This window comes from Methylomonas sp. ZR1 (assembly GCF_013141865.1).
Classification (GTDB): Bacteria; Pseudomonadota; Gammaproteobacteria; order Methylococcales; family Methylomonadaceae; genus Methylomonas.
Genome location: NZ_RCST01000001.1, coordinates 4,848,869 through 4,874,880 on the forward strand (window position 1 = coordinate 4,848,869; position 26,012 = coordinate 4,874,880).

Here is a 26,012-nt window from a genome sequence, read left to right on the forward strand (position 1 = left end):
AGAGACGATGATGAAAAATGCGCTAGCGGGCATCATGCAACAAGCCCAAAAAATGCAGGACAACTTAAAAAAAGCCCAGGAAGAATTGGGTGCGATGGAAGTGCACGGCGAGTCCGGCGGCGGCTTGGTAACGATAGTGATGACCGGCAAACGCGAGGTGCGCAAGGTCAGTATCGACCCGTCTTTGGTGGGTGATGACAAGGACATGCTGGAAGACTTGGTGGCGGCGGCGATCAACGATGCGGTACATAAAGTCGGTAAAATGAAAAAAGAAAAAATGGCCGATGTTACTGCCGGCATCCCGATTCCACCCGGTTTCCAAATGCCGTTTTAAACATGCAAAACCAGGGCCTGCTGAAAGAGTTGATCCAAAGCCTGTGCTGCCTGCCCGGCGTGGGGCCGAAGTCGGCGCAACGCATGGCTTTTCATCTATTGCAGCGCAACCGCGACGGGGGCATGCAATTAAGCAAAATGCTCGCAAAAGCCGTCAACGAAATCGGCCATTGCCGCGAATGCCGGACTTTGACCGAAGCCGAATTGTGTGAGGTCTGTGCCAACCCGTTACGCGATTCGGAAACCTTGTGTGTCGTCGAAAGCCCCGCTGACGTTTGGGTGATCGATCAAGCCACCACCTTCAAGGGCAAATACTTTGTATTGCACGGCCGCTTGTCGCCGTTGGATGGCATTGGTCCCGATCAGCTTGGTTTCGAGTTGCTTGAGCAACGCATGGCGAGTGGGCAAATCAAGGAAATCATTTTGGCGACCAATTCCACTGTGGAAGGCCAGGCTACCGCGCATTTCATCGGCGAAGTCGCCGGCAAATTCAATATCCGCGCCACCCGCATTGCGCACGGCGTGCCGATGGGCGGCGAGCTGGAATTTATCGACAGTGGCACTCTGGCTCACGCCTTCAACGGCCGCCGGGAATTTTAGGAGGAAATATGAGCGATTGTTTGTTTTGCAAGATGGGCAGCGGTGAAATCAAGCCGGATGTGGTTTACGAAGATGAGCAACTATTGGCGTTCCGAGATATTCATCCGCAGGCGCCCTTGCATGTGCTAATCATCCCTAAGCGCCACGTCGCCAATTTAAATGATTTGGACGATGCCTTGCTAGGTGGGCAAATGCTGCAAACCGCCGCTAAAATTGCCGGTCAGTTGGGTTATGCGGACAGCGGTTATCGGACGGTGTTCAACTGCAACGGCGATGGAGGACAGACTGTCCACCACTTACATTTACATCTGCTAGCCGGCAGGCAGATGCATTGGCCGCCGGGTTGATGGACTTGTTATGCCTGATTTGCACTGAATTTCGTCCCTATGATATAGGAACTTCCAATAGAAAGCGCTTTTATATTGGTTGGATAAGGAATATACACGCTGCCCGTCCAGTATTTTGGTGAAAAGCCCTCAAGCATCTTCGCCTTAATGTCGTGGTCAGCGAGGTCGCTTAGCAGCTTTTTGGCGATTCGCTCCGGGAATCTTCCAAGTATTCCATATTTGGATGAGCAAATTCCTTTGCTGCTAAGTTGCTGATTCAAAAAACGAGATAAGTCTACCGATGGGCCCATGATTTCATAGCAAGCTGAAGTGATCAAACCGAACAACTCATTCGGGGAAACGTTGTTTTCAGCAAACGCTATTTGTATTTCGTTGTCATGATATGGGATAAGTAACGGCGAATCATCGGATAATGTTATAGTCTCGGCAAATTCTGAGCAGAGCCTTTCATCAAATACTTGCCCACAATGGATTTTCCAAAGTTCTGTTTCTTTTTCTTCGCACATAAGAACCGCCAGATCAAATCGTAACTCGTCGCCAAACCAATTGGCGCCAACAATCCTCAGCGAACCATCGCTGTCACAGAATTCTTTATCGATTCCCGCCAGAAGTTCATCCATATTTGGCATAACTCAGATATAGAAAGCCGCGTAATTCGCGGCTTTTTTGTGTTTGTGCGGCTTGCCGGGGCATCAATGCTGTTCCAGCCAGTCCTTGATCTCCAGCGGGGTCATGGTCGTGCCACCCAATTCCCGCATAAAAAAGTCGAAGTAGCGCCGGCATTTTTCCAGAAACCGTTCAAGGTCCGCATCGCTGTTCACGTAAGGCGTACCGCCGGGCATCACCGACGGCGAGTGAAAGCTGAATACAAAGATTCGCACACCGTCAGCCAGCAAGGATTTGGTTAAGCGGCGCATTTCCGGTTCGCTGTAATCTTCGGGCGAGAGCCTGATGCGTTCCAGTAGCCGTAGCCTGGCGACTGCTCCCGAAATCTTGGCTTTGCGCAGCCAGGGATGCATCAGCTGCCGGTAAAGAGGCGTGCCACCCGCCCGCAATGTTCCCACGTAACCGCCCGAGCCGGGCAAGCTAAGCAGGCGGCGCTGGTTGCCAAACCAAAACGGGTCGCTGGTATAGCTGGAGTAGTCCGGGCCACCGTCGGCGCTGTAATCGATAGACGCGGCCACGCTGATGTCTACCTCGTAGCCCAGTGCTTCGAGAATCTCTCCGGTGTTGGGGCCAAAGCCGTAACGGCCCGCCAGATAGGTTAACGGCGAGCTGCCGAACGAGCTTTTGATTTGTTCGGTGAGTATCCTGAGTTTTTCATATTCCAACGCGCGCGGCAAATTGCCGGGATAGGAGTTGCGGGCATTGAGTGCTTCATCGTGCGGTGGCGACACCCAGGGATGCAAATGCGCTCCAATCAGCGCTCGTCCCGAATCGGCGTAGGCTTTCAGCGGACCGAAAGCTTCTTCTTGAGAGGCAATCGGATAGTCGACCACGTAGTTCGGCACAATACCAAAGCTATCGAAAACATTCTGCGCCCGGTCGATGTGGCGCATATGTTTAACGCCGGTGGCCTGCCTGTCGTGCGGCTTGTTCCAGTCGAACTCCTCTTCGGTATGGATGACTACCGCGAGGATAGGGCGGGTTTCGCTGTTTACGCGAATCGGTTTTCGTTCGCTCACTGGTTTAGCCCCACGATCTCGGAATAAAAGTTGCTGATGTCGGCTTCAGCCAGGGTGTCGCTGCGAAAGACTTTGTTGCGGTAGCCGGCCAGTTCGTGGCAGAGCAGTGGTAGCCGGGGCAGCAGGCGCGATTCGACCCGCGTGTAAAAGCAGCCGCTTTTTAACAGGTGCCAGCCGATAGTCCGGCGGTAAATCAAAAACAGCTCGGGATCGCTGAATCCCAACACCAGCGCGCCGGGGACGCCTTTTAATCGGTTCGGTTTCCAGGTCACGAGACAATACGCGCCTGGCTTTCCAACTGCCAAGTGTCTAAGCCAGGGCAGATGCCGGTGGTCATGGAATACCTTGGCATCGGCGGGCGCAAGCGCCTGTTCAATAGCATCGTGATCAGTAATTACACGTACGCCGCCAAGGCTGGCAAATGGCCAGGGAAGATTGGGCCACAGTGCGTGGCGTTCGTTCATGGGCTTGAACTTCAGGAACTGTAGCGTCTTCGATACCACTTCCGTCGGCGTCAGGTCGGTGAAATGGAAGCCGGGCTGCGACACGACAGCCATCGCCAACCGCATGCTTTGCGAGCGGAAGGCCTCCAGCACGCACCAGCTGGTGATGTTGCAGAATTGTTCCGGTTTGCCGTGAATGATCCGCTCCGCATAAATCGCGCCGATGCCACCGACAATTTTGCCTTCGTCGCGGATCAGAAACCCGTTGTTGGGCTTGGTTACGCCCCAGTTCTGCTGGAACGCTTGCGCCCATTGTTCGGCGCTGCGCTCGGCACTAAGGTGTTCCGTAAGAAATTGGCAGAAAGCGAGCAGGTCGCCATCTTGAATCGGTTCCAGCGTCGGCATAGCCATGATTATTCCTTCGGCTCAATAGCGTCAAATAGGCGTACGGGATGATTGTTCTGGCTACCCTTGTTTGCTGGATAGCAGAAAATCGGTCATCGCATTGATCGAGCCGAGATTGTCGATGTTCATGTCTTCCTGTTTGATCCGGAAGTCGTAGCTGGCCTCAAACCAGACTACCAGTTCCAGAATGGCGCCGGAATCCAGCAGGCCGGTGGCCGGCAGGATGTCGTCGTCAGTGACGCCCGATGCGTCCATGTCCAGCGCTTTGGCAAGCTCTATGACTTTGTTGCGTATCGCGGCTTTAATCTCGTCGGGATTTAGGTTCATCTATCGGTGGCCTCTGGTTTATGTGAGTGGTTATGCCGGACGGGATAACGCCAGCAACACCTGTGCGACGTCGAAACCCGTGAGAACGCGGTGATCGTAAGTGGCACCCAGTACGGCCTTATCGGAATTTTTCGGCGCGGCGTGAGCAATAATCAGCGCTGTTTGCGGCGGTAGAATAGGGGTGTGGCGGCTGACATTCCAACGTGCCATGCTCGAAAACGATAGGGTAGCGCCGGTGGCTTCCTGCGGCGGCAGCTTGTGTGCCATGGCGTGGCGTTGTACCTCGCCGAGGGCGCTGATGAATTGTGCTGCGTCCATGTCTTGCGTGTCGCGCACCACGGTTAGGTAAAGCATCGCGCCAGCCTGCACGGTAAAGCCGATATTGACGGGTGTGTATTGAAAGCGCTGACCGTTGACTATCGTGGAGTTTATTATAGGGCGTTCGCGGCCCAATTCCGCCAAACGAAAGGCCATCAATGGCAGCAAGGGCGAGAGCATCAGCTTATGTTCCGCCGCATAGGCGGCGGCGCGTTCTTCCCAGGGTTTGGGGTCGTATTCGACTTCCAGATAGGCCGAGGCCGCAAAATCTCGATGCCAGGCAACTGTATGCAGCATGCCTGCCGCTTCCGGCGACAATTCCTGCAAGTCTCCTGCAACCGCAGGTGTATCTTCCCGGAGGTTTACCGTTTGAGTAGTCGCGGCGGCTTTTCCGGGCTTACCGCCCTTGCTCAACCAAGTCTCGATGTCGGCTACCGACAGACGCTCGCCGCTGACGGGGACGCGGGACGGGTCGATGTCCAGTTCCTTAAGCATGGCTCTGGCTTTTGCCGTGGGTTGGCGCACGGTGCTTGCTGTTGACGAAGTGTCCTTGGTCTCTTCCGGGATTGCTTCGTCGCGCGTCTCACCCAGCCAGAACATCACCGCACCGACGCGGATTTTCTGTCCCGGTTCGCAGTCGACTCGCAGCACGTAGCCATCCTGTTCTGCGACCACGTCTATCATGGATTTGTCGGTTTCGACGGTGGCGACCACGTCGCCGCTATTGACGAACTCGCCTTGCTTGACGTCGATGCTGACGACGTCCACGAACTCGTCGTTGATGTTCACGCAGGGAACGGTTTGGAAAGTGGGCATGGCTGTCCTTTAAAAAAGGTCGAGAATTTGCTCGATAATCGATTGTTCGTCGGGAATAATGCTGCGCTCCAGGCTGCGGGCGGAGGCGATGGGCACGGGCGGTGTGCCGATGCGTAGAAACTGGCCCTTGAATCCTGATTCGAGCAAAGCGGCGGCGATTTCGGCGCTGACACCGAAGTCGTGGTGAGATTCTTCGATTACAACCACGCACTCCCGGGTCGCCAGATGTTTGATCAACGATTCGCGCGGCAGCGGCGACAGCAAGGACGGCGAGACGATCTCAACTTCCAGCTCTTCTTCGCTTTCCAGTCTGCCTGCCACGGCTTCCGCCATCGTCAGCATGCCGCCGTAGCTTACTAACGTTACATCAGGTTCATTCGCACCCCGGCGTAGGGTAGGGAACAAGTGGGTCGCCACATCATCCGTGGCCGGCAGCGCGACATAATCCGCCGGGTCCATTTTTTCGCCGTACAGCAGTTTGTGTTCCAGAAACAGCACCGGGTAGTGCCAGCGCAGCACCGCGTCGATTAACAGTTCGGCGACATTGTGTCTATGGCTGCCGTAAACCACGGTCAGGCCCGGTACCGAGGTAAACAGGTGCTCCGGGCTTTGGCTATGCGTGGGGCCGTAGCCGCGCCGGCCGCCGCACGGGGTGCGGATGACGATGGGCACCGAGGTGTCGGCAAACATGCCGGGAAACTTCACGGCATGGTTGAGTAGCTGATCCAGACATAAGGACAGGAAGTCGGCGAACATGATTTCCACGATCGGCAGGTAGCCGTCAAGCGACAAGCCTATAGCGGAACCGGTGATGCCGGCTTCGCTGATCGGCGTGGAAATGACGCGGACGGGAAATTCGCTGGACAAGCCTTGAGTTACTTTGAAGGCGCCGCCGTAAGGATCGTGCAGGTCTTCGCCGATTAACAGTGTGCGCCGATCAGACTTGAGCAGGAATTGCAAGGCAGTGTTCAAAACCTGCCGTACGTTACTGCCCGCCGCGATGGGCGGATAGCTGGGCAAAGGGTGTTCAAGTTGGGCGGTGAAGATGTGCGTCGGGGTTTCGGCGAGCGTGGCTTCCGGCGAGGCGTTGGCGGCCTGGCGTACGATTTCCACGAACTCGCGATTGCGGGCGTCGATAGTTGCCAGCGTATCTGCCGGCAACTGCTTGGCCAATGCGGCCAAGGGATCGCGGGCGTGAATTTCTGCAAGTTCATTTGGATCGCGAAGATCGTCGCCCTTGCTGTGCGGGCCCATCCGCCGGGTATCGATTACCAGGAAGCCGGGGCCGCGACTCGCGCGCACTGCGCTGACTACTTCCGCTACTTTACGGCAAAATTCCGGATCATTGTCGGCAAGGCGCCAGGTGGGTAGTCCGAATGCCGCGCCACGGGCTTGGATGTCGCCGCCCAGATTGTCGCGACTGACGGTAGTCTGAGAAATACCGTTGTTCTCGACCACGACCAACAGCGGTGCTTTCCAGACCGATGCCAGATTCATGGCTTCGTAGACCAAGCCCTGGCCGAGCGTGCCGTCACCTATGATGGCGGCCACGATTCCGGCGCTGTCTTGCAGCTTGCGCGCCAAAGCCAGGCCGGCACCTATGCCCAGCATGCCACCCTGTACGCCGTTGCTGTGAAAATTGCGATGGACCAGATGTTGACTGCCGCCCCAGCCGCCGCAAGCGCCGGCCTCGCGGCCCATAATTTCGCCGACCAGCCCGACGAAGTCCCCGGAGTACGACAGGAAATGGCCGTGGTTACGATGATTGGAAAGGACGGCGTCATCGGGATGATCCAAGGCGCGCACCACCGATAATGCGGTGAGCTCCTGGCCGATGCAGGTGTGCGTGGTGCCTGAGACCAAGCCGCGGGAAAATTGATCCAGCACCAGTTCTTCGGTCAGACGAATCAGGTGGCCATATGCATAAAGACTTTCCGGGTCGAGGCCGATTTGCGGCTTGCCGTGCTGGTCGCGCGTGAAGCCCGGCACTTGCCAAGTTTTATCGTCCGGAAGGCGAGCTACTGTGTGTGTATCCATGTATTGGTTCCGGCGGTCTTGGCTAGTGCTTTAGTCAAAAGAATATAATTTACGCGAACCTACTGTAGCACGCAAGATGGGATTGAGCTGGTCCGGAATGCAGAATCATGTGTTGGAAGGGACTAGTTGCGATTGCCCGGCGGCATCTTTTCTCTGAGTTTTAAGAAGCGCTGGTAGCGCTCTGCGGCAATTTGGCCTGCTTCTACCGCTAGCCGCACCGCGCAATCCTTGTCGTTGACATGCCGGCAGTCGTTGAAGCGACATTTGCCGATGTGCGGCTGAAACTCTCTATAACCCCAAGCCAGTTGCCCTTCCGACAACCCCGCCAAGCCAAATATCGCGACGCCTGGGCTGTCGATCAGATCGCCGCCGCCCGGTAAATGGTAAAGCGTTGCTGCCGTGGTGGTATGGCGGCCGTGGCGGGTGATTTCCGAGACAGTGTTGGTTCTTAGATTCCGGTCCGGCAATAGCGCATTTGTCAAAGACGATTTTCCAACCCCGGATTGGCCGGCGAACATGCTGGTCTGCTGCGCCAAAGCCTGTTGTAGACCCGAAATACCAAGCGCTTGTTTGGCGCTGACTCTATGTAAGCTGTAGCCCAAACTTTGATAATAGGCTAAGCCTTCTTCAACTATGGTGGAGAGTGGCAGATCGACTTTATTCAGCACTAGCGCCGCATCGATATTACAGTTTTCGCAGATTGCCAGGTATTGATCCAGCAGCAGAAAATCGCATTCCGGTTCGGCGGCGAAGACCACGAAAATGGTATCCAGGTTAGCCGCTACCGGCCGCGTGTCGTTGCCGCGGCTGGGGCGTTGCAACACCGAGCGCCTGGGCAGTATTTGCTCTATGCGGCCTTGCTCGGGTGAGGACATCGATAGCAGCACCCTGTCGCCGACCACCACGGTGTCCAGTTTGCGCAGTGTTTGGCAAAGCACGAGCTGCTCGGCGGCTAAACCGGCATCGTCGTTCACCTCGACAGCAATGCCTTTGCCGAGATGGGCGACGACCAAACCCTGGTGCAAGTCTGCCATCAGGCGGACTGCATCTTTTCTTCGATATGCGCTATGCGGATCGCGGCGGGCGGGTGGCTGTAATGGAATGCTGAATACAAGGGGTCGGGGGTCAGCGTGCTGGCGTTTTCTTCGTAAAGTTTCACCAAGCCGCTGATCATTTTGCTGCCTTGGGCGTTGCGGGTGGCAAAGTCGTCGGCTTCGAACTCGAATTTACGTTGAAAATAGGCGCTGATCGGCTGCATAAACGTGGTGAAAACCGGCGATACCAGCATAAATAGCAACAGTGCTGCAGCGTTGGAATGGGTACTGACGCCCAGGCCGTCGAAAAACCAGTCCTGGGTGATTAGCCAGCCTAATACTGCAAAGCTGATCAAGGTCATCACCGACGAAGCCACCAGCATTTTAATGGTGTGCTTGCATTTGAAATGGCCCAACTCGTGTGCCAGCACTGCTTCCAGTTCTTCCTCGTCCAATGAATTCACCAGCGTATCGAAGAACACGATACGCTTGTTATTGCCCAGGCCAGTGAAATAGGCGTTGCCATGGCCGGAACGGCGCGAGCCGTCCATGATGAAAATACCTTGGCTGTTAAAGCCGCAACGTTCCAATAAACCCTGAATGCGTTGCTTCAACGAGCCTTCCTGCATTGGCTCGAATTTGTTGAACAGCGGCGCTATCAACGTAGGAAACAGCCAGCTCATCAACAGCGAGAAACTCATGATGATGGCCCAGGCATACAGCCACCAGAGGCCGCCGATGCTGTCCATTACCCACAGAATCAGCGCCAGAATCGGCAAGCCTATCGCCAGCGTCAAGCCCATGGACATCAGTTGGTCTTTCACGAACTGTGGCAGTTTGCTCTTATTGAAGCCGTATTTTTCTTCGATGACAAAGGTTTGGTACAAACTGAACGGGATTTCAATCACGGTCATCAGCAGAAAAATGCTGGCCATGGACAGCAAACTGGACATCAGCGGCGATAAATCGAAGGTGGACCAGAAGTCGAATACCAGGCTGATGCCGCCGCCCAAGGTCAGCGCCAGCAGAAATACCATGCCGACCACGCTGTCGATGTCGCCCAGTTTGCTTTTTTCTATCGTGTAATCGGCGGCCTTTTGGTGCGCACTGAGCGACACCCGGTCTTTAAAGGCTGCAGGCACCTGTTCACGATGCTGTAAAACATAGGATTTCTGGCGCATCGCCAGCCAGAATTGGATGCCGTAGGAAAGGACTAAAGCCGCTAAAAAAATGCCAGTAAACGTGTTCATCAAGCCTATGTAGGTGGGGTTAACAATTAGCGGTACAGATTAGCTAATGCTACAATTTGCCGCAACATTATTAATACCATGGAATGAAAATGGCTCAAGATGCCGACAATCTTATCTGGATCGATCTGGAAATGACAGGCTTAGACCCGGATAACGATCTGATCATCGAAATCGCCACGGTAGTCACCGATAAAAATCTGCATATCCTGGCCGAAGGGCCGGTGATGGCGGTACACCAATCCGATGCAGCCTTGGCGGCGATGGATGATTGGAATCAGAAGCACCACGGTCAATCCGGTTTGATTCAACGGGTCAAGGATTCAAAAATCGATGCGGCCGAAGCGGAATTGCGTACGCTTGAATTTTTGCAGCACTGGGTACCTGCAAAAACTTCACCGATATGCGGCAACAGCATTTGTCAGGACCGGCGATTTCTCTATCGCTACATGCCCAAATTGGAAGCCTATTTCCATTACCGCAACCTGGACGTCTCCACCGTTAAGGAACTAGCCGCGCGCTGGGCGCCGCAGTTAAAGGATGGCTTTAACAAACAAGCCTCGCACAAAGCCCTGGACGACATCATCGAGTCCATCGAAGAATTACGGTACTACCGGGAAACGTTCTTTAAATTCTGATGTTGCAATTATTCTCGGTCGCTCTGGGCGGCGCCATCGGCTCCATGTTGCGCTATCTGGCCTCCAGCGGCGTGTATCTGTGGCTGGGCCGGGGCTTTCCTTACGGCACCTTGACTGTCAATTTGCTAGGCTCATTTTTGATCGGGCTGATGACCGAAGCGTTGATTCTGCAACGTCTGACGATTGCCTTGGAATACCGCACCGCGATTCTGGTCGGCGTGATGGGTGGATTTACCACTTTTTCCAGCTTTTCTCTGGAAACCTTTTATTTGCTGGAACAGGGACAACTAAGCAAGGCCGGTCTGAATATTGTAGCCAGCGTGTTCGGTTGCCTGTTAGCGGTATGGGCCGGTTTGGCGCTAGGCAAAGGCTTGTTTTTCTATTCGCAGGGCACAATTCGTGTGTTCGACTGGCCGTTTCCCTATGCATTGACGCTGGTTAATGGCATCGGCGCGTTTTTGATCGGCATCGTCGCCACGGTGTTGATGCACAAACTGTCCATTTCAATAGAATACCGGGCAATTTTGGTGACCGTTCTGATTGGTTTGTTCATCACGCTGTCCGGCTTATATTTGATTCTCTACCTTCTGGAAAGTGGTCATTCCTTCGAATCGCACATGGGTGCGATGCTGACCGTTTTTCTAAGCAACATCGTGTTTTGCGCCGCCGCACTGTGGACCGGCTTGTGGCTGGGCAAGCAGGTATAGCCGTCGTTTTATCTCTTTTTTCAATTCAGGATCTTTAACATCATGCTAGACCCCCGTTTATTTAGAAGCGACCTGGAACTGGTTGTGCAACAGCTGCAAAGACGCGGTTTTCAATTCGATGCCGCTGCCTATCAAGCCCTGGAAGACCGGCGCAAAGGTGTGCAGGTCAAAACTCAGGAACTGCAAAACGAACGCAACACCCGTTCCAAAGCCATCGGCCAGGCTAAGGCCAAGGGCGAAGACGTGCAACCCCTGCTGGATCAAGTCGCGGATTTGGGTGATCAACTGAAAGCAGCGGAATCCGAGTTAAACGACATTCAAAATCAATTGAGCGTGCTATTGGAAGGCATCCCCAATATTCTCGATGAAGCAGTACCTGCCGGTAAAAGCGATGCGGATAACCAGGAAGTGAGCCGCTGGGGCGAGCCGCGCCAATTTACATTTACTCCAAAAGACCACGTCGACTTGGGTGAGCCGCTGGGCATGAATTTCGAGCTGGGCGCGAAAATCGCCAGCGCCCGTTTCGTGGTGTTGGCCGGCAAGCTTGCGACCTTGCAGCGCGCTATCATTCAGTTGATGTTGAATACGCATATCAACGAGCACGGCTATCAGGAAACCTATGTGCCCTTTTTGGCCAATGCCGATAGCTTGCGCGGCACCGGCCAATTGCCCAAATTCGAAGCCGATCTTTTCACCGTCAAAAACGATCCGACGTTTTACCTGATCCCGACCGCCGAAGTGCCGGTCACCAATATCGTCCGCGATGTGATCGTCGAGGCCAAGCAGATGCCGCTGAAATTCGTATGTCATTCGCCGTGTTTCCGCAGTGAAGCCGGTGCCTACGGCAGCGACGTGCGCGGCATGATACGCCAGCATCAATTCGAAAAAGTCGAGCTGGTGCAAATCGTCACCCCGGAAACCTCCGCGCAAGCCCACGAAGAGCTGACCGCGCATGCCGAAGCTATTTTGCAAAAGTTGAATTTGCCGTATCGCAAAGTGTTGCTGTGCGCGGGCGACACCGGCTTTTCATCCTCTAAAACCTACGATTTGGAAGTCTGGTTGCCGGGCCAGCAGAAATACCGCGAGATTTCGTCTTGCAGCAACTTCAAGGATTTCCAGGCCCGTCGTCTGCAAGCGCGCTGGCGCAATCCGGAAACCGGCAAGCCGGAGTTGGTGCATACCTTGAACGGTTCCGGTTTGGCAGCCGGCCGCACCTTAATAGCGGTTATGGAAAATTATCAAAACGAAGACGGCTCCATCACCGTGCCGGAGGCTTTACGGCCTTATTTGGGCGGTATCGAAAAGATTCAATAACTTACAATCAGTCAGGTCTTTGGCGGCAGTGAAATAGTTTGGATACGAAACTATCATCGGGTATTATCGCCGCCGAGGCCGTTAAATCAGTCGAAAATCAATAGTTTGCCGATTTAACAGATGCCTCGTAAATTAAAAACTATAACGAGGGGGTATTATGAGTGAAGCAAATGAAGTGCAAGGACCATCTTTGTATGAACGCATCGGCGGCGAAGCGGCGGTGAATGCTGCAGTAGATGTGTTTTACGGCAAAGTGATGGGGGATTTTCGAATCAACCGCTTTTTTGAAAGAACCGACATGGCTAAACAAGCCGAGCATTTAAAAACCTTTATGACGGTGGCTTTCGGCGGTCCCAACAACTACACCGGACGTTCCTTGCGCGACGGCCACGCTCGCTTGGTAAAAATGGGTTTGAACGACTCCCATTTCGACGCCGTCATGGAGCATCTGGGCGCGACTATGCAAGAGCTGAATGTGCCTGCCGAACTCATCGCGGAAGCCGCGGCACTGGTAGAAAGCGTTAGAGGCGAAGTGCTGGGTAAATAGAATGGGTTCCGCTACCTGGGTGCCTGCACAAATCGGGTAGCGGCTTCTCTTGCTAGATATTCAGTTTGAATTGCGTGGTTAGTTTTTGTAAGTTTTCCGCTAGCTGATTCAGCTGGCGGGCTTCGGCGGTAGTCTGATTAGCCCCGCTACTGGTGTGTTCCGACAAATTGGTAATGTGGACGATATTCCGATTGATTTCCTCGGTCACAGCCGTTTGCTCTTCGGCCGCGCTGGCAATTTGCAGGTTCATCGCGTCGATGGTTTCCACCGATTGGCTGATCGCTTCCAGGGATTGCATGGCCTCCCGAGATTTCTCCACACCTACATTAGCTTGCGTACGGCTTTGCTGCATCACGGTGACCGCTTTGCGCGATCCGGCCTGTAATTCGCCTATCATATTTTCGATTACGGCAGTCGATTCTTGGGTACGGCTTGCCAGGCTGCGAACTTCATCCGCCACTACCGCAAAACCGCGGCCGTGTTCGCCGGCGCGGGCGGCTTCAATGGCGGCATTCAATGCCAATAAGTTGGTTTGTTCGGCGATACTTTTAATCACGTCCACCAATGAACCTATGGATTCGCTGCTTTTTTCCAGACTTTGAATCACATTGGCAGCACCTTCGATGTCTTTAGCCAATTGGCTGATCGATAGTGTGGCGCTTGCCACTATGCTCTGACCGTTTTTTGTTTGCTCGTTAGCGGTGCTGGCCGCTTGGGCCGCCGTATTGGTGGTGGAGGCAACGTCCTGGATGGTTGCGCTCATCTGGTTCACCGCGGTCGCAACCGAGGTGATTTCTTCGCGTTGCCGGTCGAGATGAGTCGCACTTTGGTTGGCAACTGTGTAGACTTTTTGCGCCGACGTATGCAATTCGGCACTGGTATGAATGATTTCTTTCAGCAAAGCCGAACTGGTTTCTATCATGGCGTTAAAGTTTTCGGCAATCTCCCGCATTTCATCGTTGGCATCAATATGTATTCTCGCGCTCAGGTCGTTTTGGGCAACGCGCTTAGTTGCGAGGTTAATTGCGGTTATGTTGCGATTGACCGACTTGGTTAAGCCTAGCAATAGCACAATGACCACCAACAACACCCCGATTAGCCCAGCCAGCGTAAATTGTAAAAACTGTTCAGCCGCCGCGCTGCGGGTGCGAAAAAGCAGGTCGAGTTCGGCTATCAGTCCGGTGTAGAGCTGGTAAGACTGGGTGATGGCTTGGGTGGAGGTTTCGAATACTGTATCGCTACCAACAGAAATGGTTTCGCTTTCGACCAATTGCTGGCGTAATAAACCGAGCATGGTTTGTAAGGCTGTTCGGTAGTTTTCATTGGTGCCACGCATGTTTCGCGACACTTCGGGATTTTCCGCAAACGCCACGGCCAAGCCTTCATCCACCTTGCGGGCATAGGTTTCTATATTGGCCATTAAGATCAACAACTTGGTCAAGGATTGCGGCGTGTGGCTGCCTTTGGCGGCGATGCCGGACGCCAGCGCCCGTGTTTGCCCCATCACTTCGATTAATGCGGGCAAATCGGACGTCAGTACGAAGCCCATATGAAAGCTATCCAGCTTGGGGTCGAGAATGATGCCGGACGTGTTCGAAATATGGTTTAGTAGCTTCAAACCATCGGCAATCAACACGTTATGAGCGGTTATCACAGCACTTAACTCTTGATCCTGGGAGTGTGTTTTGATGACGTTCCACTGTTGGCTGAGCTTGGAAAGCATCTTGTCGGTTTGCAAGGCGTCATGCAGTTCGCGGTCGGTTTTTTCCAGTTCCGCAAAATAGCCGTCGATTTCTTCGCGTTTACTCGTGATGCGTTCCTTAAATTGGGTTGCGCCGTTGCGAAATGCGCTGGTCATGCCCCGATGCTGCTGAATGTGTTCGATTGGTTTTCTGAGGGCGGCGATGTAACTTAGGCCATGGCGTTCTTGCGCCAAGGAGTCGATTTCCTGTTGAAATTGTCTGATCAAGGTGCCGGCCATGAACAGCATCGGGATCAGCACGATGCTGAATAGCAGCGCAAATTTTGCGGGATAGCGCAGCCTATCCATCAAGGCGATTGCGGGCGAAATGACAAAATCCATAGTTAAGATCCTGGCGATGTTGTGGAGGCGCGTGTCTGGGCAACTATAGTTGCTTTATGTTTTTTGGAAAGTATCTAGTAAATTTAATCGGCGGCGTGTTTGTTAAGCAGTTTTATGGTCTATAGGCGGGCAATCAGCAGGATCGCCGCCGAAACGATTAAACAGCTTCCCGCCAGCCAAGCCCCTGGACGGGACGGCTTCTTCGAAACTCGCAACATGATGAGGGTTGTCAGGGAAATCAGTAAGGCAGGATACGCTATCATAATCGCCAACGCCGGTAGCGCGGTGTTTGGGCCGGCTTCTTCAAGCGTGTAATAGCTGAAGCAGCCTAAACCGGGCAGCGCTAGTATCAGCCCCAAAATCAATAATTTATGATAGAAAGCGTTCACGCTAAACAGCCTTTAGTGGTTGTGTTGCCAAAAGTATATAACTTGTCGAAAACCCTTGATCATGGCTGGCCTGAAGTAGCGCTTCTATAGGGCGGGAAAATTTGCCTAAAGCCTGATTTATTGGATTATGATGCACTGAAACTCGCAAGATGGCGGTTATTTTTTGACCGTCTAACCCGCTTTGAGGAGTAGTTATGCAATACGATTCCGGTGTTTGCCGAACATTGGTAGCTTTCAGTTTGGGTTTTTGGCTATTGCCATGCGCTGCGGCGGAACTCACTCGAGAAGGCGTTATCGCGATTATAGCCGAGGCCGGCAGTCAGCAGCCGAACTTGATCAAGAAAGACCTGTCGGGTTTGGATTTATCCGGAATCGATTTCAATAAAGCCGACCTGTTTTCCAGCAATCTTGACGGGGCAAAGCTAACGGCAGCTAAAATGGTAGGTGTCAATCTCAATCTTGCGCAGATGCGTAATGCGAATTTGCAGAATGCCGATTTATCCTATGCCAGCTTATATGGCGTGCTGATGGATTATGCCGACTTATCCGGCGCGGACTTGAGCCGCAGCCGCGTCACCGGATCGTTGAACAATGTTAATTTCGCCGGCGCCAAATTAAAACAGGCCAATTTAGGTCCTAATTCGGCGAGTCCGCGGCAACTGCGCGATAAGTTGGAAATGAACAATGCGATACTGAACAATGCGGATTTGAGCGAGGCTAATTTTAATTACGCGCTGATGAGCAACACATCGCTCCGCCATGCCAACTTGAGCGGCGGTCAGTTTATCTGGGCGGACTTGTCCGGCGCCAATTTAGACGGCGCGACCATTTCCGGCGCGGATTTTAGAAGTGCCAAGTTTGATGATGCAAATTTGACTAATGTGACAGGGGCCGATACAGCCCTGGGCTTTAAAAAATGAGCTTAAATTCTCCGGCCAGTCTGAGTTCAAGCAACAGCGCATTAAGACATTGCTGCAATCATTGCGCCGGATGTGGATAATCGCAAAGCCGACAAAGCGGGCAGCGGATAGAAGCCGGCGCAATTACTATCGGCAAAATGCGCGTCATCGGCAAAAACTAGGTTCAATTGCGATGTCAGCCGGTTGGGGACACGATACCAAGGCATTAAACCGCTCGGTTGAGCATCGACTGGGCCCGTTGCGTTGAAATCCAGCTTGCCTTGTTCATTGCAATAGGCCATTTGCGTATAGGCATTGGCAATAAAATTCAGCCGTTTCCAGCCGCGCAGTTTGGCATGCCAGCGCGACTGGTCTTGCTTTCGGTTTTCCAGAAACGCCGCGTAATTGCTTCCCGATAAAACCGATTCCACTTCATACGCAAAAGTCAGCGCCTGGCTAAAGCTCCATTCGCCGGGAATCCCGGCATGCACCAGCGTAAAATTAAGCTTGGCATCGTGATGAATCAGGCTACGCAATCGTAGCCATTTCAATAATTCGTCCCGGTCCGGCGCGTTAAGAATTTCATGCAAGGTATCTTCCGGGGTCATTGGCGTATAGCCCAGCGCAACGCTCAAGAGATGGAGTTCTTGTTTGCCCAATACCACAACAGCTGCTTTGCCCAGGCTTTTCACGTAACGCAGTACTTGCAAAGATTCCGGCCCGTGATTGACAAGATTGCCGGCAAACCACAGTCGATCTTCCAATGGGTCAAAGCCGATGGTGGTCAGCCGTTGCATCAGTGCTCGGTAATCGCCGTTTACGCTGCCGATGGCATAGGTAGTCATAGGTATTTAAATTCCAAAGCCAGGTCTGAACAAATCTCCGGCCATGATCAGAAGGTCAGCGCAAAGCCGGCATATTGCCTGAACCCTATCAATTTTGATGCCATTAATCTTGGCGCTGGATTTCAGCGGAAGATGATCCTGCCAACTCACTGATTATGTGTTGGAAATAGATGAAAATGGCCAATATGCTGATCGGACTAACCTGGGTCGTTCCCCACCAAATCCGCAGTTTTGCCGGTGAAATGTAAAGTAATCGACACGTTTTGCCGCGCTGATTAACTAAGCCCATCATTCCTGCTGGCGATACTAAGACTGTCGCTTTATTCGACAAGCCGGCAAGGAATTCACTATATGTAAAATCTATTGAAGCCATAAAAACAATCAATTTTATTTGCTCCAGGAGTTTGTTCACAATGGTCTCCAAGCTGGATAGGTTGAAGTTTCAATCGGAGTTCCAGTGATTTATTAACCCAGGCCGACATACCGTTCTTATCGAACGAGATGCAGAAACAGATAGGGCCGGGTTCATAACCATTATTACCAGGAGACCTATCATGAAAACCTTAAATACCATCCAATTGGCTATCGTCCTTACTGCCGCTCTTGTCTCGACAAGTGTTCAAGCACAGGGTGATCGCATCGCCTCCGGCGGCTTTTTAAATAGTTGGGTTGCTGAAGTGGTTTACGACAATCCCGCGCACAATCGCGGCATACACAGTTATCCCAATCCGCTTGCGCCGGTTGTGGTAGCGGAAAAAGATATGATTTATGTTGATAAAGCCCATGGTCAAGCTATTTACAGCTATCCCAGAAATACCAAATGAGCTCAACTCACGGCGGACGCCTTCGGGCGTTCGCCAGTATTGCCCAAATAGTCACTTCGCTGTAATGCTCGTGAAAGCGGGAATCCAAGATTACCATTGAGCGAGGATAATTAAGGGCCGGGCTAAAAGAATTTTATCTTCCCGGAAACCAAGGTTTTAGGCGCGTCTAAGGGCGTGGTTGATAATCTTGAACAGGTTCAAACCAGCTGATTGGAATAAGCGCTTACAAAGCCCGTACTAATAACACAGGCATCCACGGGCTCACCAATAACAGAAAGCCGGTAAACCAGATATCGAAGGTAGGGCGCAACGCCGGAGCTTCCAGTTGGTCGGCGGCCGGATTGCTGGGGGCGAATATTAATACCAAAGCCACCAACAGCATCAGCGGCGGCGCGAACAAAAATCCCAGCAATATTCCCCAGGCCGAAGAGCCGATGTCGCGGCAGCGTTTTATCATGGCGGATACCCCGAATAAGCCGCATGCCAGGGCGATAATCAAATAGAACGGCACGGCATATTCGTCGGACGACCCGCTGGTCGTTATCTGATGCGCATACAGGGGTAGCGCCAAAGCATTCAGCAAAGCCGGCAGGCCTAAAGCGATGTATCGAGAACGGTCGTAACGCAGCATGGTTCTATCTATTCCCTAAATTTGCAGTTAACCGGACCGCCTAGGTTAGCTCAGCGGCTGGCGATTGCCAATTTTTGTGTGTTTTTTGATGATCCCGTCACTAGGATTAGGGGTTGTTTTAGTGGCTTTATTGGTTACTGCTATGGCAACCACCAGTGCTGATACACTTACCGCTAACCCGCTATGAATCCGGCCCTTCAATATCGTCGCTCGTGTATTCGCGGGAATGACGATTCCAGGGAATATAAGCGCCGGGGTAATAAACGTACAGAAATTCAGTCGCAATCCGCCAGGCAAAACGCGCAATGATAAAAAAAATCGATGTAGCCGACCTGAAGCCCAAGATGTTTATCCACGACATCAACTGCCCGTGGATAAACCACCCGTTCTTGCGCAACAGCTTTTTGATCGAATCCGCTCAAGACATCGAAAAAATCGCCGCCTACGGCATTTGCCAGGTCTACATAGACACCGCGCTCGGCCCGGATATGCCGGAAGCTCCATCCGTTCATGACATAAACCGGCAGCTTGACGAACATATGCAGCACTTGGGGCGCACGCTCAAGCGCGTGCCGCCGCCGGTTAGCCTCGAAAAAGAACGGGTAAAAGCCAAGCAAGTCTGCCGCGAAGCCAACCGCATCGTACACAACGTCCTCCAGGATTGCCGCTTGGGTAAGCAGGTCGAATTGGAGCAGGTAGAGCCGGTGGTTTCCAATATCATCGATTCGATTTTCCGTAACCCGGACGCCATAGTCAGTCTGCTCAGAATCAAGCAGGCTGATAAATATACTTTTCAGCATTCCGTGGCGGTCGGCACCTTGCTGATTAGTTTTTGCAGAGCTTTGGATATAGACCGCAAGCTTATCGAACAGGTTGGCCTTGGTGGTTTATTGCACGACATCGGCAAAATGCAGGTGCCGAATAACATTCTGAACAAACCTGGAAAACTGACGGAAAGCGAATTTGAGATCATGAAAAATCATGTGCGCTACGGCTGTCAGGTGTTGGAGAAAACGCCGGGTATTTCACCCATCACGCTCAATGTCGCCGCCGAACACCACGAATGCTACAACGGCAGTGGTTATCCACTAGGCCTGAAGGGCGATGAAATCAGCCTTTACGGGCAGATGGCTGCGGTAGTGGACGTATACGATGCACTGACATCCACGCGGGTTTATCACACCGGCATCGAACCCACCGAAGTGCTAAGAAAGTTATTGGAATGGAGCGACCATCATTTTAATCTGACGCTGGTGCATCAATTTATTCGCAGCATCGGCATTTATCCGGTCGGCACCTTAGTACGACTGGAGAGCGGTTATTTGGCCGTCGTAGTTGAGCAACATCATGAAAACCTGCTGCATCCACGGGTGAGAGTGGTATTCAATGCCCGGACGCGCTGCTACACACCTCCCGCAGATTTTGATCTGTCCAAACCCGGTTGTAATGATCGGATTACCTCGTTTGAGGTGCCCGCGAAGTGTGGGGTCGATCCTCAGCGCTATTTATAGCCACAGTGAAGTTGTCGTATGATTTCATGTCGCTGTATTGGGCCAATTACGCAGCCCAATACAGGTTTATGCTTGTTTTGGCTGGCAATCAGCTATTCAGCTTCTATGTCGATAGGCGCGCCTGATTCATCGACTGGCTGCACAAATTCAAACAACTTGGAGCCGGTATTGATCACTTCGACGTTACCCTGAAAACCACTGCGCGCAGCAACATTTTTGCAGAAGGTTCTTTTGATAAAGCCGGTCGTACATTTATTGGTGCCGTTGCTCAGATCGTCGGCAATGGTCCAGCCATCGGGACAAATAATCGTGGGAATATCGAAGGTTTTGCACACCGGTTTAGGTGTGGTGCCGCCACCCGTTGGCTGGGCATGGGCAATGGCGCTGGCGCCGAACAAAATAGTGCTTAGGAAAAATAATTTTGGCGTTTTCATGTGATACCTCTTCGATGATGATCATTGATCAAGCTCCCTGGGATTTGGGGTGGCATGAAGAATCCCTTTCGAAGAGGAGGTTAAGATTTAGGCGCGGGTTTTGATATGAACTATTCCATCCGGCCCTGCGGGATTAATTCACAGCTATAGCCTGCGCTATTGGATTTATTTGAACACCTATTAGGCTAAGCACAATCTTGCTGCCAATCATTGATGATCTGACATATCTGGGCCAAACCATCGCTAAGTGCCGCCGGTCCTGGCTGTAAAATATCGCAAGATTTAATTTCGTAGACTCGTTGTTGTTGTACGGCCGGAATGCTGTCCCAACCGGGGCGGGCCGCCAGATGATCGGGGCGGAATTTTTTACCGCACCAGGAGCCAATGATAATATCCGGCGCGCGGCGCACCACTTCCTGAGGATCGGCGATGATGCGCTGTTTGGCGGAATGTTCGGCGGCCAATTCGGCGAAGCAATCGTCGCCGCCGGCGATGGCAATTAACTCTGATACCCAGCGAATGCCGGAAATAATAGGCTCGTCCCATTCTTCAAAATAGACCTTGGGACGTCTGGCAAAACTTAGGCTGTGCAGGCGGGTGGTTTCCAGTTGCTGCCGGTACTGCGCCACCAGCGTAGCGGCTTTTTCCGGGACGCCGACCATCGCGCCCAGCAAGCCTATCATCTGCAAAATACCGTTGACTGAGCGTTGATTGAACACATGCACAGCAATACCGTTACGGATTAACTCCGCCGCAATCTCAGCTTGCAAATTCGAAAAGCCCAGCACCAAATCCGGCTGTAACGCCAGAATTTTGTCGATTTTGGCGCTAGTAAACGCCGAGATTTTGGGTTTTTCCAGGCGAGCCTGCGCTGGTCTGACCGTATAGCCGGAAATGCCGACGATCCGGGCTTGCTCACCCAGCAAATACAAGGTTTCGGTGGTTTCGTCGGTTAAACAGACGATGCGTTCGGGGTAATCCATTGGGTCATCCAAATTAGGTCAGCAGAGGCTTTACACCAATTTCTATCGGCCAATAAAAACCGCCTAACAGCGTAAGCCGAAAGGCGGTGTCATCGGCTCAGAATGCTTTACGGTTTAGCTGGCTTTGATCAAGCTAGGATCGTAATCTTCCGGTGCTTCAAAACCCAGCAGATTCAAAATAGTCGCAGCCACATTCGACAAGCCGGCTTTTGGTAAATCGTCGCGGAGTGTGTGGCCAGGGTTCTCCCCGGACACCAACACGAACGGCACCGGGTTCAAGGTGTGCGAGGTTTTGGCTTTGGTGCGGCCCTCTGCATTGCGGGTGACATTGCCTTTTTTATCCAATTCGTACATTTCGTCGGCGTTGCCGTGGTCGGCAGTGATAATTGCCGTGCCGTTCATCTCCAGAATCACCGGAATCAGACGTGCCAATTGCAGATCCAGGCCTTGCATCGCCGTTACCGCCGCCTCGAAATTGCCGGTGTGGCCAACCATATCGCCGTTGGCGTAATTGACCCGCAGATATTTGTATTGGCCGCTACGCACCGCGTCGATCAGGGTGTCGGTGATCTCGGCGCATTTCATCCAGGGGCGTTGTTCGAAAGGCACTAAATCGCTGGGGATTTCCACATACGTTTCGGAGGCCTCGTCGAACTTGCCGGAACGGTTGCCGTTCCAGAAATAGGTCACGTGGCCGAATTTTTGGGTTTCGCTGATGGCGTATTGGCTGATGCCGTTTTTGGCCAGATATTCGCCCAAGGTGCGGTCGATGGTGGGCGGCTCGACCAAAAAGCGCGCCGGCAATTTGGTGTCGCCGTCGTATTGCATCATGCCGGCGTAAGTGACTTTCGGCAGCGAGCCGCGCTCGAAGGGGCTGAATTGTTCTTCGGTAAAGGCGCGGGAAATTTCGATCGCCCGGTCCCCGCGGAAGTTGAAAAACACCACCGCGTCGCCGTCAACAATAGTACCCAGCGGCTTGCCGTCTTTGGCAATCACGAAGCCGGGCAAATCCTGGTCGATGACGTTGGCTTCGTTGCGGAAGGTTTCAATCGCTTCGTGGGCGCTGGCGAATTGTCTGCCCAAACCCGATACATGAATGTCCCAGCCGCGTTTGACCATCGACCAGTCGGCTTCGTAACGGTCCATCGTGATTTGCATCCGCCCGCCGCCAGAAGCGATGGCGACATCAAAATCCGCGCCGCGCAAACCGTCCAGATACGCTTCGAACGGATCGACATAATCCAAAGCCGACGTTTCGCCAACGTCGCGGCCATCCAGCAGGATATGCAAGCGTACTTTGGCTACGCCTTCTTGCTTGGCCCGTTCGATCATCGCTTTCAAATGATCGATATGCGAATGCACATTGCCGTCGGAGAATAGACCCAGGAAATGCAGCGTGCCGCCTTGTTTGGCGGTGGCGACGACCTCATGCCAGGCGTGGCCTTGCCAGAGGTGGCCGCTGGAAATAGATTCGGCGACCAATTTCGCGCCTTGGGCAAACACCCGGCCGGCGCCGAAGGCATTGTGGCCGACTTCGCTATTGCCCATATCTTCGTCGCTGGGCATGCCCACTGCGGTGCCGTGCGCCAGCAGTTTGGTCATCGGATAGCTGGCCATGTAATGGTCCAGATTCGGGGTGCGCGCGGCTTTAACCGCGTCGCCGTCTTCGCGCGGCGAAATGCCCACGCCATCCAGGACGATGGTGACGACAGGGCCGGGGCAGGCGGGAAAACGGGAAGATTTTTCTAATTTCATGGTGTTATGTCAGTGAGTGGTACGTCAGAAGTTAAAAGAAACAAGGTTTGGCGATTCAGCGTTGCCTGACGGCTGCGCGGTCAAAATGCCGAGCATCATACCTGATCGGCGATGTTCCGCAGCAGGTCAGGATAAAAGAAGGCGCTGGCAATGGTGACGTTGACTTTCATGTAGCAAATGTAAGTGCGGCAAGGCGTGTGATTTAGTGATTGATCTGCGTGGACGCCTCGCCTTGCAAATAATCTTTCATGCTTAATGTTAATTTCTCTGCCAGAGCCATCTTGAGTTTGCCTTGGATATACAAAACGATTCTAACGGTTGCCGACACAATGTGGAACCCTCTCGCCAAGTATTTCGTCCGAACTAAGGATCGAAAAAAGTCCGTGCATTTCAAATCCACTTTGTCACATCAGCGAGCGTACAATTTAAACCATCACGCTATTTACCTGGATTGCATACATTAGAAAGGTGCCGTCATGAACATCGTCCAACCGCAAAATCTGCTTGAACCCTTACTGGAAAATTGCCGATATTTTGAATATACCCAAGCCGCCGATCCGCTTGGTTCCGGCACTATCACTAAACTGCCGTTCGCCAATTTCGGCAGCGAATTGCATCGAACCGGCGGCACCCGGATTATCCCGCTGGATGTCAGCGAGCAATTACGTTGTCCCGGTCCGGCCACCAGCCCGGCGTTGTGCGCAAACTTTGTCAGAATTCTGGCCGGCGAGTCGCTGGCGACTAATTTCAATGCCACCTCGTTGTTGTTTTACGTGATGTACGGCAGCGGCCACACCGAATTCGATGACCTGACCATCCCCTGGCACACTGGCGATTTTGTGGTGCTACCGATAGGCCAAGACACCCGGCATTTTGCCGACAGCGATGCGGCTCTTTATTTGGTGCACGACCAGCCGCTGTTGACTTACCTGGGCGTCAAAGCCGAAACACAATGCTTTAAACCGACGCTGTATAGCGCAGCCGATTCGCTGCGTGAATTGGCTGCGGCGCAAAAAGCGGCGGAGGCGGTGAATCGCAACCGCATCAGCGTCTTGCTGGCCAATAAAGCCATGGACCAAACCTTGACCGTGACTCACACGCTGTGGGCGATGCTGGGTGTGTTGCCTAAGGGCGCGGTGCAATTGCCGCATCGGCACCAATCGGTGGCCTTGGATTTGATTCTGGATTGCGCGCCGGGTTGCTACACTCTGGTTGGGCCGCAGATTTCGGCAAACGGCCAGATCGCCAATCCCACCCGCGTCGATTGGCAACCCTATTCAGCCTTCATCACCCCGCCCGGCTACTGGCATGCGCATTACAACGAGTCCGGCCAAGAAGCACATTTGCTTCCGCTACAGGACGCCGGCTTGCAGACCTATTTACGCAGTTTGGATATTAAATTTGTGTTGCCGGATGGGCGTGTTTCGGGGTGAGTTTTCGAACCGCAAGGTTCGCGAACTATGCGGTGTACGTTGTTTACCGCATCCTAAGGGCTTGGAATAGCGTAACTAAGGGGGCATACGCCAGTTACCATCTTTCTCGCTTTGCCGGCGGAGAAGTACCTCTACAATCAAGTTTCGCTGGCTCATTGTCATTTGGTACTGTAGTTCCATTAGGCAGAGGTACCCAGCCATGATAACAATATTGCGCGGCGTGCTCATGAGCATGCTCTCATATTCTTGGTTACCGTTAGGCAGTGCACAGATAGCTTGACCAAATTCTGTCTTAAACTTCTTCTTCTCGCTCGCTGTATGTGCTGAAACATACGTCTCAACCTCGAATGAAACGTTACTTATGTTATGAACTAGTCTGTTTCTAAGTTCCGATAGGCCTCGGAGAAAGGCCACTTCCTTTTTGTCGATTAGGCCGAGGGATCTAGCAAACGCGACCTTCCCAGATTTTACATTGTTGAAGTCGAGATTTGCGATCAACTCTTCGAGCTCTGGCTTGCCTAGCCGCTTCAAAATCAGCGACGCTAGAACAGCCTCGAATAGAGCGTGGAGCTTTATTATGAGTGACCAGTCGGATTCCCTGGAGAGATTGAAGAAGAAGTCTTCCGGCAAGCCAACGCCGTGGAGTAGGCTTCTTATGGAAGGGTGATTTGAAGCTAAGGAAGGCATCTGTCGTCTCCTATGACGCTTAGCCAGGTAGGTCAGGGTGCGCGCTAGCGTTCCCTGACAATTTGGCTTCGATTTGTCACGTAGCCGCTATCGCGTCAACGTGACCTACAAAACTGTTCATGTTAAGTGACGCTAGGACGCCTAACTTTCGGCACAGTACCTGGCCGTGGCGGCTCAAGTTCCAAAGTAATTTTACGTCCAAGTAATGATACGCGCGATTTTGGGCAAGTCATTCCGACCGGACAATCGATGATTTGATAGCTGACTTGTTTCAGAAAATCAGCTCCGCGAAGCGCTTGGTCATTCCAGCCGTAATACATATTTAAATAAGCGCCCTTCCAACTGATAGCGATCGCCTTTAATTTCACCTTACCTGGTGCCGCTTGTCGCAAACAATCTAACCAGGATTCGAGTAAATGATTTTGGTAGGTTTGATTCATTTCAATCGGAGCCCACATAATCCCAGCGCCGGCTTCGTCACCGAATCTAGGTGCCCAAAGGTGCGCTAATTCCCAATCTTCGCTTAAGCCCAGTTCACCTCGTTGGAAGTAATCCGTACGACCCTGAAAGTTTTTCCGTTTGGCAAGAGCGGGTTTCAACCAGCCCACGATTTCAATGATATGGCCTTCGCTTTCGACGTTGCTAGAATATTTAGCAATACTGATTATTCCACCTGTCCTTGCAGTTTTACGTTCGGCATTCAGCAGATTTGGAGTGAATTCAATCATCTTTTTGTCCTT

At 52.8% G+C, this 26,012-nt stretch carries 30 protein-coding genes; 11 read left to right on the top strand and 19 right to left on the bottom strand.

Annotated features, from left to right (window positions below; translation table 11 throughout):
• Positions 1 to 10: 10 nt before the first annotated feature.
• The 3 genes from DDY07_RS22115 to DDY07_RS22125 are packed head-to-tail and all read left to right on the top strand — an operon-like array spanning position 11 to position 1,280.
• Complete coding sequence (locus DDY07_RS22115; RefSeq protein ID WP_026603211.1) at positions 11 to 334, top strand: YbaB/EbfC family nucleoid-associated protein; 324 nt, start codon at positions 11 to 13, stop codon at positions 332 to 334.
• Positions 335 to 336: 2 nt separating this feature from the next.
• Complete coding sequence (gene recR / locus DDY07_RS22120; protein WP_171697470.1) at positions 337 to 933, top strand: recombination mediator RecR; 597 nt, start codon at positions 337 to 339, stop codon at positions 931 to 933.
• A gap of 8 nt (positions 934 to 941) precedes the next feature.
• Positions 942 to 1,280 (top strand): histidine triad nucleotide-binding protein, encoded by a 339-nt coding sequence (locus DDY07_RS22125; protein ID WP_171697471.1) that lies wholly within the window; start codon positions 942 to 944, stop codon positions 1,278 to 1,280.
• Positions 1,281 to 1,288: 8 nt separating this feature from the next.
• Here DDY07_RS22125 and DDY07_RS22130 read toward each other — a convergent pair whose 3' ends face one another.
• The 8 genes from DDY07_RS22130 to DDY07_RS22165 all read right to left on the bottom strand — a co-directional run bounded on the left by DDY07_RS22130 (position 1,289) and on the right by DDY07_RS22165 (position 9,595).
• On the bottom strand, positions 1,289 to 1,900 hold the full coding sequence (locus DDY07_RS22130) for a hypothetical protein (protein ID WP_171697472.1): 612 nt from the start codon (positions 1,898 to 1,900) through the stop codon (positions 1,289 to 1,291).
• Between the two features lie 72 nt (positions 1,901 to 1,972).
• Positions 1,973 to 2,965 carry a polysaccharide deacetylase family protein gene (locus DDY07_RS22135; RefSeq protein WP_171697473.1) on the bottom strand — a complete coding sequence of 331 codons (993 nt, stop codon included), beginning with the start codon at positions 2,963 to 2,965 and terminating at the stop codon, positions 1,973 to 1,975.
• On the bottom strand, positions 2,962 to 3,819 hold the full coding sequence (locus tag DDY07_RS22140) for a hypothetical protein (RefSeq protein ID WP_171697474.1): 858 nt from the start codon (positions 3,817 to 3,819) through the stop codon (positions 2,962 to 2,964). The genes DDY07_RS22135 and DDY07_RS22140 overlap by 4 nt, the downstream gene beginning before the upstream one ends.
• 54 nt (positions 3,820 to 3,873) lie before the next feature.
• Positions 3,874 to 4,140, bottom strand: coding sequence for an acyl carrier protein (locus tag DDY07_RS22145; protein ID WP_171697475.1), 267 nt, complete (start codon positions 4,138 to 4,140; stop codon positions 3,874 to 3,876).
• A 30-nt stretch (positions 4,141 to 4,170) separates the two neighbouring features.
• The gene (locus DDY07_RS22150; protein WP_171697476.1) at positions 4,171 to 5,274 is read right to left on the bottom strand and encodes a 2-oxo acid dehydrogenase subunit E2; all 1,104 of its coding nucleotides are present in this window, start codon (positions 5,272 to 5,274) and stop codon (positions 4,171 to 4,173) included.
• A 9-nt stretch (positions 5,275 to 5,283) separates the two neighbouring features.
• Positions 5,284 to 7,311, bottom strand: coding sequence for a thiamine pyrophosphate-dependent enzyme (locus tag DDY07_RS22155; protein WP_171697477.1), 2,028 nt, complete (start codon positions 7,309 to 7,311; stop codon positions 5,284 to 5,286).
• A gap of 122 nt (positions 7,312 to 7,433) precedes the next feature.
• Positions 7,434 to 8,345 (bottom strand): ribosome small subunit-dependent GTPase A, encoded by a 912-nt coding sequence (gene rsgA / locus DDY07_RS22160; RefSeq protein ID WP_171697478.1) that lies wholly within the window; start codon positions 8,343 to 8,345, stop codon positions 7,434 to 7,436.
• The gene (locus DDY07_RS22165) at positions 8,345 to 9,595 is read right to left on the bottom strand and encodes a M48 family metallopeptidase (RefSeq protein WP_171697479.1); all 1,251 of its coding nucleotides are present in this window, start codon (positions 9,593 to 9,595) and stop codon (positions 8,345 to 8,347) included. Before DDY07_RS22165 ends, rsgA begins: the two co-directional genes overlap by 1 nt.
• Positions 9,596 to 9,684: 89 nt before the next feature.
• On the opposite strand from DDY07_RS22165, the gene orn reads away from it, so the two are divergent.
• The 4 genes from orn to DDY07_RS22185 all read left to right on the top strand — a co-directional run bounded on the left by orn (position 9,685) and on the right by DDY07_RS22185 (position 12,798).
• A complete protein-coding gene (gene orn, locus DDY07_RS22170; protein WP_171697480.1) occupies positions 9,685 to 10,230 on the top strand; it encodes an oligoribonuclease in 546 nt (181 codons plus the stop codon).
• The gene (gene crcB / locus DDY07_RS22175) at positions 10,230 to 10,937 is read left to right on the top strand and encodes a fluoride efflux transporter CrcB (protein WP_171697481.1); all 708 of its coding nucleotides are present in this window, start codon (positions 10,230 to 10,232) and stop codon (positions 10,935 to 10,937) included. The genes orn and crcB overlap by 1 nt, the downstream gene beginning before the upstream one ends.
• A gap of 42 nt (positions 10,938 to 10,979) precedes the next feature.
• Positions 10,980 to 12,251, top strand: coding sequence for a serine--tRNA ligase (gene serS, locus DDY07_RS22180; RefSeq protein ID WP_171697482.1), 1,272 nt, complete (start codon positions 10,980 to 10,982; stop codon positions 12,249 to 12,251).
• Positions 12,252 to 12,408: 157 nt separating this feature from the next.
• Positions 12,409 to 12,798 (top strand): group 1 truncated hemoglobin, encoded by a 390-nt coding sequence (locus DDY07_RS22185; RefSeq protein ID WP_171697483.1) that lies wholly within the window; start codon positions 12,409 to 12,411, stop codon positions 12,796 to 12,798.
• A 52-nt stretch (positions 12,799 to 12,850) separates the two neighbouring features.
• Here DDY07_RS22185 and DDY07_RS22190 read toward each other — a convergent pair whose 3' ends face one another.
• A complete protein-coding gene (locus tag DDY07_RS22190) occupies positions 12,851 to 14,881 on the bottom strand; it encodes a methyl-accepting chemotaxis protein (RefSeq protein ID WP_171697484.1) in 2,031 nt (676 codons plus the stop codon).
• Between the two features lie 119 nt (positions 14,882 to 15,000).
• Complete coding sequence (locus DDY07_RS22195; RefSeq protein WP_033157811.1) at positions 15,001 to 15,270, bottom strand: hypothetical protein; 270 nt, start codon at positions 15,268 to 15,270, stop codon at positions 15,001 to 15,003.
• Between the two features lie 194 nt (positions 15,271 to 15,464).
• Between DDY07_RS22195 and DDY07_RS22200 the strand changes: the two genes are divergently transcribed.
• Complete coding sequence (locus tag DDY07_RS22200; RefSeq protein WP_171697485.1) at positions 15,465 to 16,190, top strand: pentapeptide repeat-containing protein; 726 nt, start codon at positions 15,465 to 15,467, stop codon at positions 16,188 to 16,190.
• 41 nt (positions 16,191 to 16,231) lie between these two features.
• On the opposite strand, the gene DDY07_RS22205 is transcribed toward DDY07_RS22200, so the two are convergent.
• Complete coding sequence (locus DDY07_RS22205; RefSeq protein WP_171697486.1) at positions 16,232 to 17,014, bottom strand: symmetrical bis(5'-nucleosyl)-tetraphosphatase; 783 nt, start codon at positions 17,012 to 17,014, stop codon at positions 16,232 to 16,234.
• A 103-nt stretch (positions 17,015 to 17,117) separates the two neighbouring features.
• Positions 17,118 to 17,426, bottom strand: a complete 309-nt coding sequence (locus DDY07_RS22210; RefSeq protein WP_171697487.1) for a hypothetical protein — start codon at positions 17,424 to 17,426, stop codon at positions 17,118 to 17,120.
• A gap of 142 nt (positions 17,427 to 17,568) precedes the next feature.
• On the opposite strand from DDY07_RS22210, the gene DDY07_RS22215 reads away from it, so the two are divergent.
• A complete protein-coding gene (locus DDY07_RS22215; protein WP_033157813.1) occupies positions 17,569 to 17,838 on the top strand; it encodes a hypothetical protein in 270 nt (89 codons plus the stop codon).
• Between the two features lie 223 nt (positions 17,839 to 18,061).
• Here DDY07_RS22215 and DDY07_RS22220 read toward each other — a convergent pair whose 3' ends face one another.
• Entirely contained in the window at positions 18,062 to 18,469 is a 408-nt protein-coding gene (locus tag DDY07_RS22220) for a DUF805 domain-containing protein (protein WP_033157814.1), read from the bottom strand.
• 305 nt (positions 18,470 to 18,774) lie between these two features.
• Here DDY07_RS22220 and DDY07_RS22225 point away from each other — a divergent pair, with 305 nt between their 5' ends.
• Positions 18,775 to 19,980 (top strand): HD-GYP domain-containing protein, encoded by a 1,206-nt coding sequence (locus DDY07_RS22225; RefSeq protein WP_171697488.1) that lies wholly within the window; start codon positions 18,775 to 18,777, stop codon positions 19,978 to 19,980.
• A 92-nt stretch (positions 19,981 to 20,072) separates the two neighbouring features.
• Here the strand turns inward: DDY07_RS22225 and DDY07_RS22230 are convergent, their stop codons facing one another.
• The 4 genes from DDY07_RS22230 to DDY07_RS24350 all read right to left on the bottom strand — a co-directional run bounded on the left by DDY07_RS22230 (position 20,073) and on the right by DDY07_RS24350 (position 23,480).
• The gene (locus DDY07_RS22230; RefSeq protein WP_171697489.1) at positions 20,073 to 20,414 is read right to left on the bottom strand and encodes a hypothetical protein; all 342 of its coding nucleotides are present in this window, start codon (positions 20,412 to 20,414) and stop codon (positions 20,073 to 20,075) included.
• Between the two features lie 185 nt (positions 20,415 to 20,599).
• Positions 20,600 to 21,397, bottom strand: a complete 798-nt coding sequence (locus DDY07_RS22235) for a cobalamin-binding protein (protein WP_171697490.1) — start codon at positions 21,395 to 21,397, stop codon at positions 20,600 to 20,602.
• 114 nt (positions 21,398 to 21,511) lie between these two features.
• The gene (gene gpmI, locus DDY07_RS22240; protein ID WP_171697491.1) at positions 21,512 to 23,152 is read right to left on the bottom strand and encodes a 2,3-bisphosphoglycerate-independent phosphoglycerate mutase; all 1,641 of its coding nucleotides are present in this window, start codon (positions 23,150 to 23,152) and stop codon (positions 21,512 to 21,514) included.
• A 202-nt stretch (positions 23,153 to 23,354) separates the two neighbouring features.
• A complete protein-coding gene (locus tag DDY07_RS24350) occupies positions 23,355 to 23,480 on the bottom strand; it encodes a hypothetical protein (RefSeq protein WP_301539357.1) in 126 nt (41 codons plus the stop codon).
• Between the two features lie 148 nt (positions 23,481 to 23,628).
• Between DDY07_RS24350 and DDY07_RS22245 the strand changes: the two genes are divergently transcribed.
• On the top strand, positions 23,629 to 24,585 hold the full coding sequence (locus tag DDY07_RS22245) for a cupin (protein WP_171697492.1): 957 nt from the start codon (positions 23,629 to 23,631) through the stop codon (positions 24,583 to 24,585).
• A gap of 75 nt (positions 24,586 to 24,660) precedes the next feature.
• Here DDY07_RS22245 and DDY07_RS22250 read toward each other — a convergent pair whose 3' ends face one another.
• Positions 24,661 to 25,272 carry a hypothetical protein gene (locus DDY07_RS22250; RefSeq protein WP_171697493.1) on the bottom strand — a complete coding sequence of 204 codons (612 nt, stop codon included), beginning with the start codon at positions 25,270 to 25,272 and terminating at the stop codon, positions 24,661 to 24,663.
• 122 nt (positions 25,273 to 25,394) lie between these two features.
• Complete coding sequence (locus DDY07_RS22255) at positions 25,395 to 26,000, bottom strand: polymorphic toxin type 4 domain-containing protein (protein ID WP_171697494.1); 606 nt, start codon at positions 25,998 to 26,000, stop codon at positions 25,395 to 25,397.
• Positions 26,001 to 26,012: the final 12 nt, after the last annotated feature.

Bases quoted from the DNA above. Each gene is read 5' to 3' on its own strand.
- rsgA (WP_171697478.1), bottom strand. From the start codon at position 8,345: ATGGCAGACTTGCACCAGGGTTTGGTCGTCGCCCATCTCGGCAAAGGC.
- DDY07_RS22205 (WP_171697486.1), bottom strand. From the start codon at position 17,014: ATGACTACCTATGCCATCGGCAGCGTAAACGGCGATTACCGAGCACTG.
- DDY07_RS22245 (WP_171697492.1), top strand. From the start codon at position 23,629: ATGAACATCGTCCAACCGCAAAATCTGCTTGAACCCTTACTGGAAAAT.
- recR (WP_171697470.1), top strand. From the start codon at position 337: ATGCAAAACCAGGGCCTGCTGAAAGAGTTGATCCAAAGCCTGTGCTGC.
- DDY07_RS22255 (WP_171697494.1), bottom strand. From the start codon at position 26,000: ATGATTGAATTCACTCCAAATCTGCTGAATGCCGAACGTAAAACTGCA.
- DDY07_RS22155 (WP_171697477.1), bottom strand. From the start codon at position 7,311: ATGGATACACACACAGTAGCTCGCCTTCCGGACGATAAAACTTGGCAA.
- orn (WP_171697480.1), top strand. From the start codon at position 9,685: ATGGCTCAAGATGCCGACAATCTTATCTGGATCGATCTGGAAATGACA.
- DDY07_RS22185 (WP_171697483.1), top strand. From the start codon at position 12,409: ATGAGTGAAGCAAATGAAGTGCAAGGACCATCTTTGTATGAACGCATC.
- crcB (WP_171697481.1), top strand. From the start codon at position 10,230: ATGTTGCAATTATTCTCGGTCGCTCTGGGCGGCGCCATCGGCTCCATG.
- DDY07_RS22235 (WP_171697490.1), bottom strand. From the start codon at position 21,397: ATGGATTACCCCGAACGCATCGTCTGTTTAACCGACGAAACCACCGAA.
- DDY07_RS22215 (WP_033157813.1), top strand. From the start codon at position 17,569: ATGAAAACCTTAAATACCATCCAATTGGCTATCGTCCTTACTGCCGCT.
- serS (WP_171697482.1), top strand. From the start codon at position 10,980: ATGCTAGACCCCCGTTTATTTAGAAGCGACCTGGAACTGGTTGTGCAA.
- DDY07_RS22145 (WP_171697475.1), bottom strand. From the start codon at position 4,140: ATGAACCTAAATCCCGACGAGATTAAAGCCGCGATACGCAACAAAGTC.
- gpmI (WP_171697491.1), bottom strand. From the start codon at position 23,152: ATGAAATTAGAAAAATCTTCCCGTTTTCCCGCCTGCCCCGGCCCTGTC.
- DDY07_RS22130 (WP_171697472.1), bottom strand. From the start codon at position 1,900: ATGGATGAACTTCTGGCGGGAATCGATAAAGAATTCTGTGACAGCGAT.
- DDY07_RS22230 (WP_171697489.1), bottom strand. From the start codon at position 20,414: ATGAAAACGCCAAAATTATTTTTCCTAAGCACTATTTTGTTCGGCGCC.
- DDY07_RS22115 (WP_026603211.1), top strand. From the start codon at position 11: ATGAAAAATGCGCTAGCGGGCATCATGCAACAAGCCCAAAAAATGCAG.
- DDY07_RS22150 (WP_171697476.1), bottom strand. From the start codon at position 5,274: ATGCCCACTTTCCAAACCGTTCCCTGCGTGAACATCAACGACGAGTTC.
- DDY07_RS22220 (WP_033157814.1), bottom strand. From the start codon at position 18,469: ATGCTGCGTTACGACCGTTCTCGATACATCGCTTTAGGCCTGCCGGCT.
- DDY07_RS22225 (WP_171697488.1), top strand. From the start codon at position 18,775: ATGATAAAAAAAATCGATGTAGCCGACCTGAAGCCCAAGATGTTTATC.
- DDY07_RS22140 (WP_171697474.1), bottom strand. From the start codon at position 3,819: ATGGCTATGCCGACGCTGGAACCGATTCAAGATGGCGACCTGCTCGCT.
- DDY07_RS22125 (WP_171697471.1), top strand. From the start codon at position 942: ATGAGCGATTGTTTGTTTTGCAAGATGGGCAGCGGTGAAATCAAGCCG.
- DDY07_RS22190 (WP_171697484.1), bottom strand. From the start codon at position 14,881: ATGGATTTTGTCATTTCGCCCGCAATCGCCTTGATGGATAGGCTGCGC.
- DDY07_RS22165 (WP_171697479.1), bottom strand. From the start codon at position 9,595: ATGAACACGTTTACTGGCATTTTTTTAGCGGCTTTAGTCCTTTCCTAC.
- DDY07_RS22250 (WP_171697493.1), bottom strand. From the start codon at position 25,272: ATGCCTTCCTTAGCTTCAAATCACCCTTCCATAAGAAGCCTACTCCAC.
- DDY07_RS22200 (WP_171697485.1), top strand. From the start codon at position 15,465: ATGCAATACGATTCCGGTGTTTGCCGAACATTGGTAGCTTTCAGTTTG.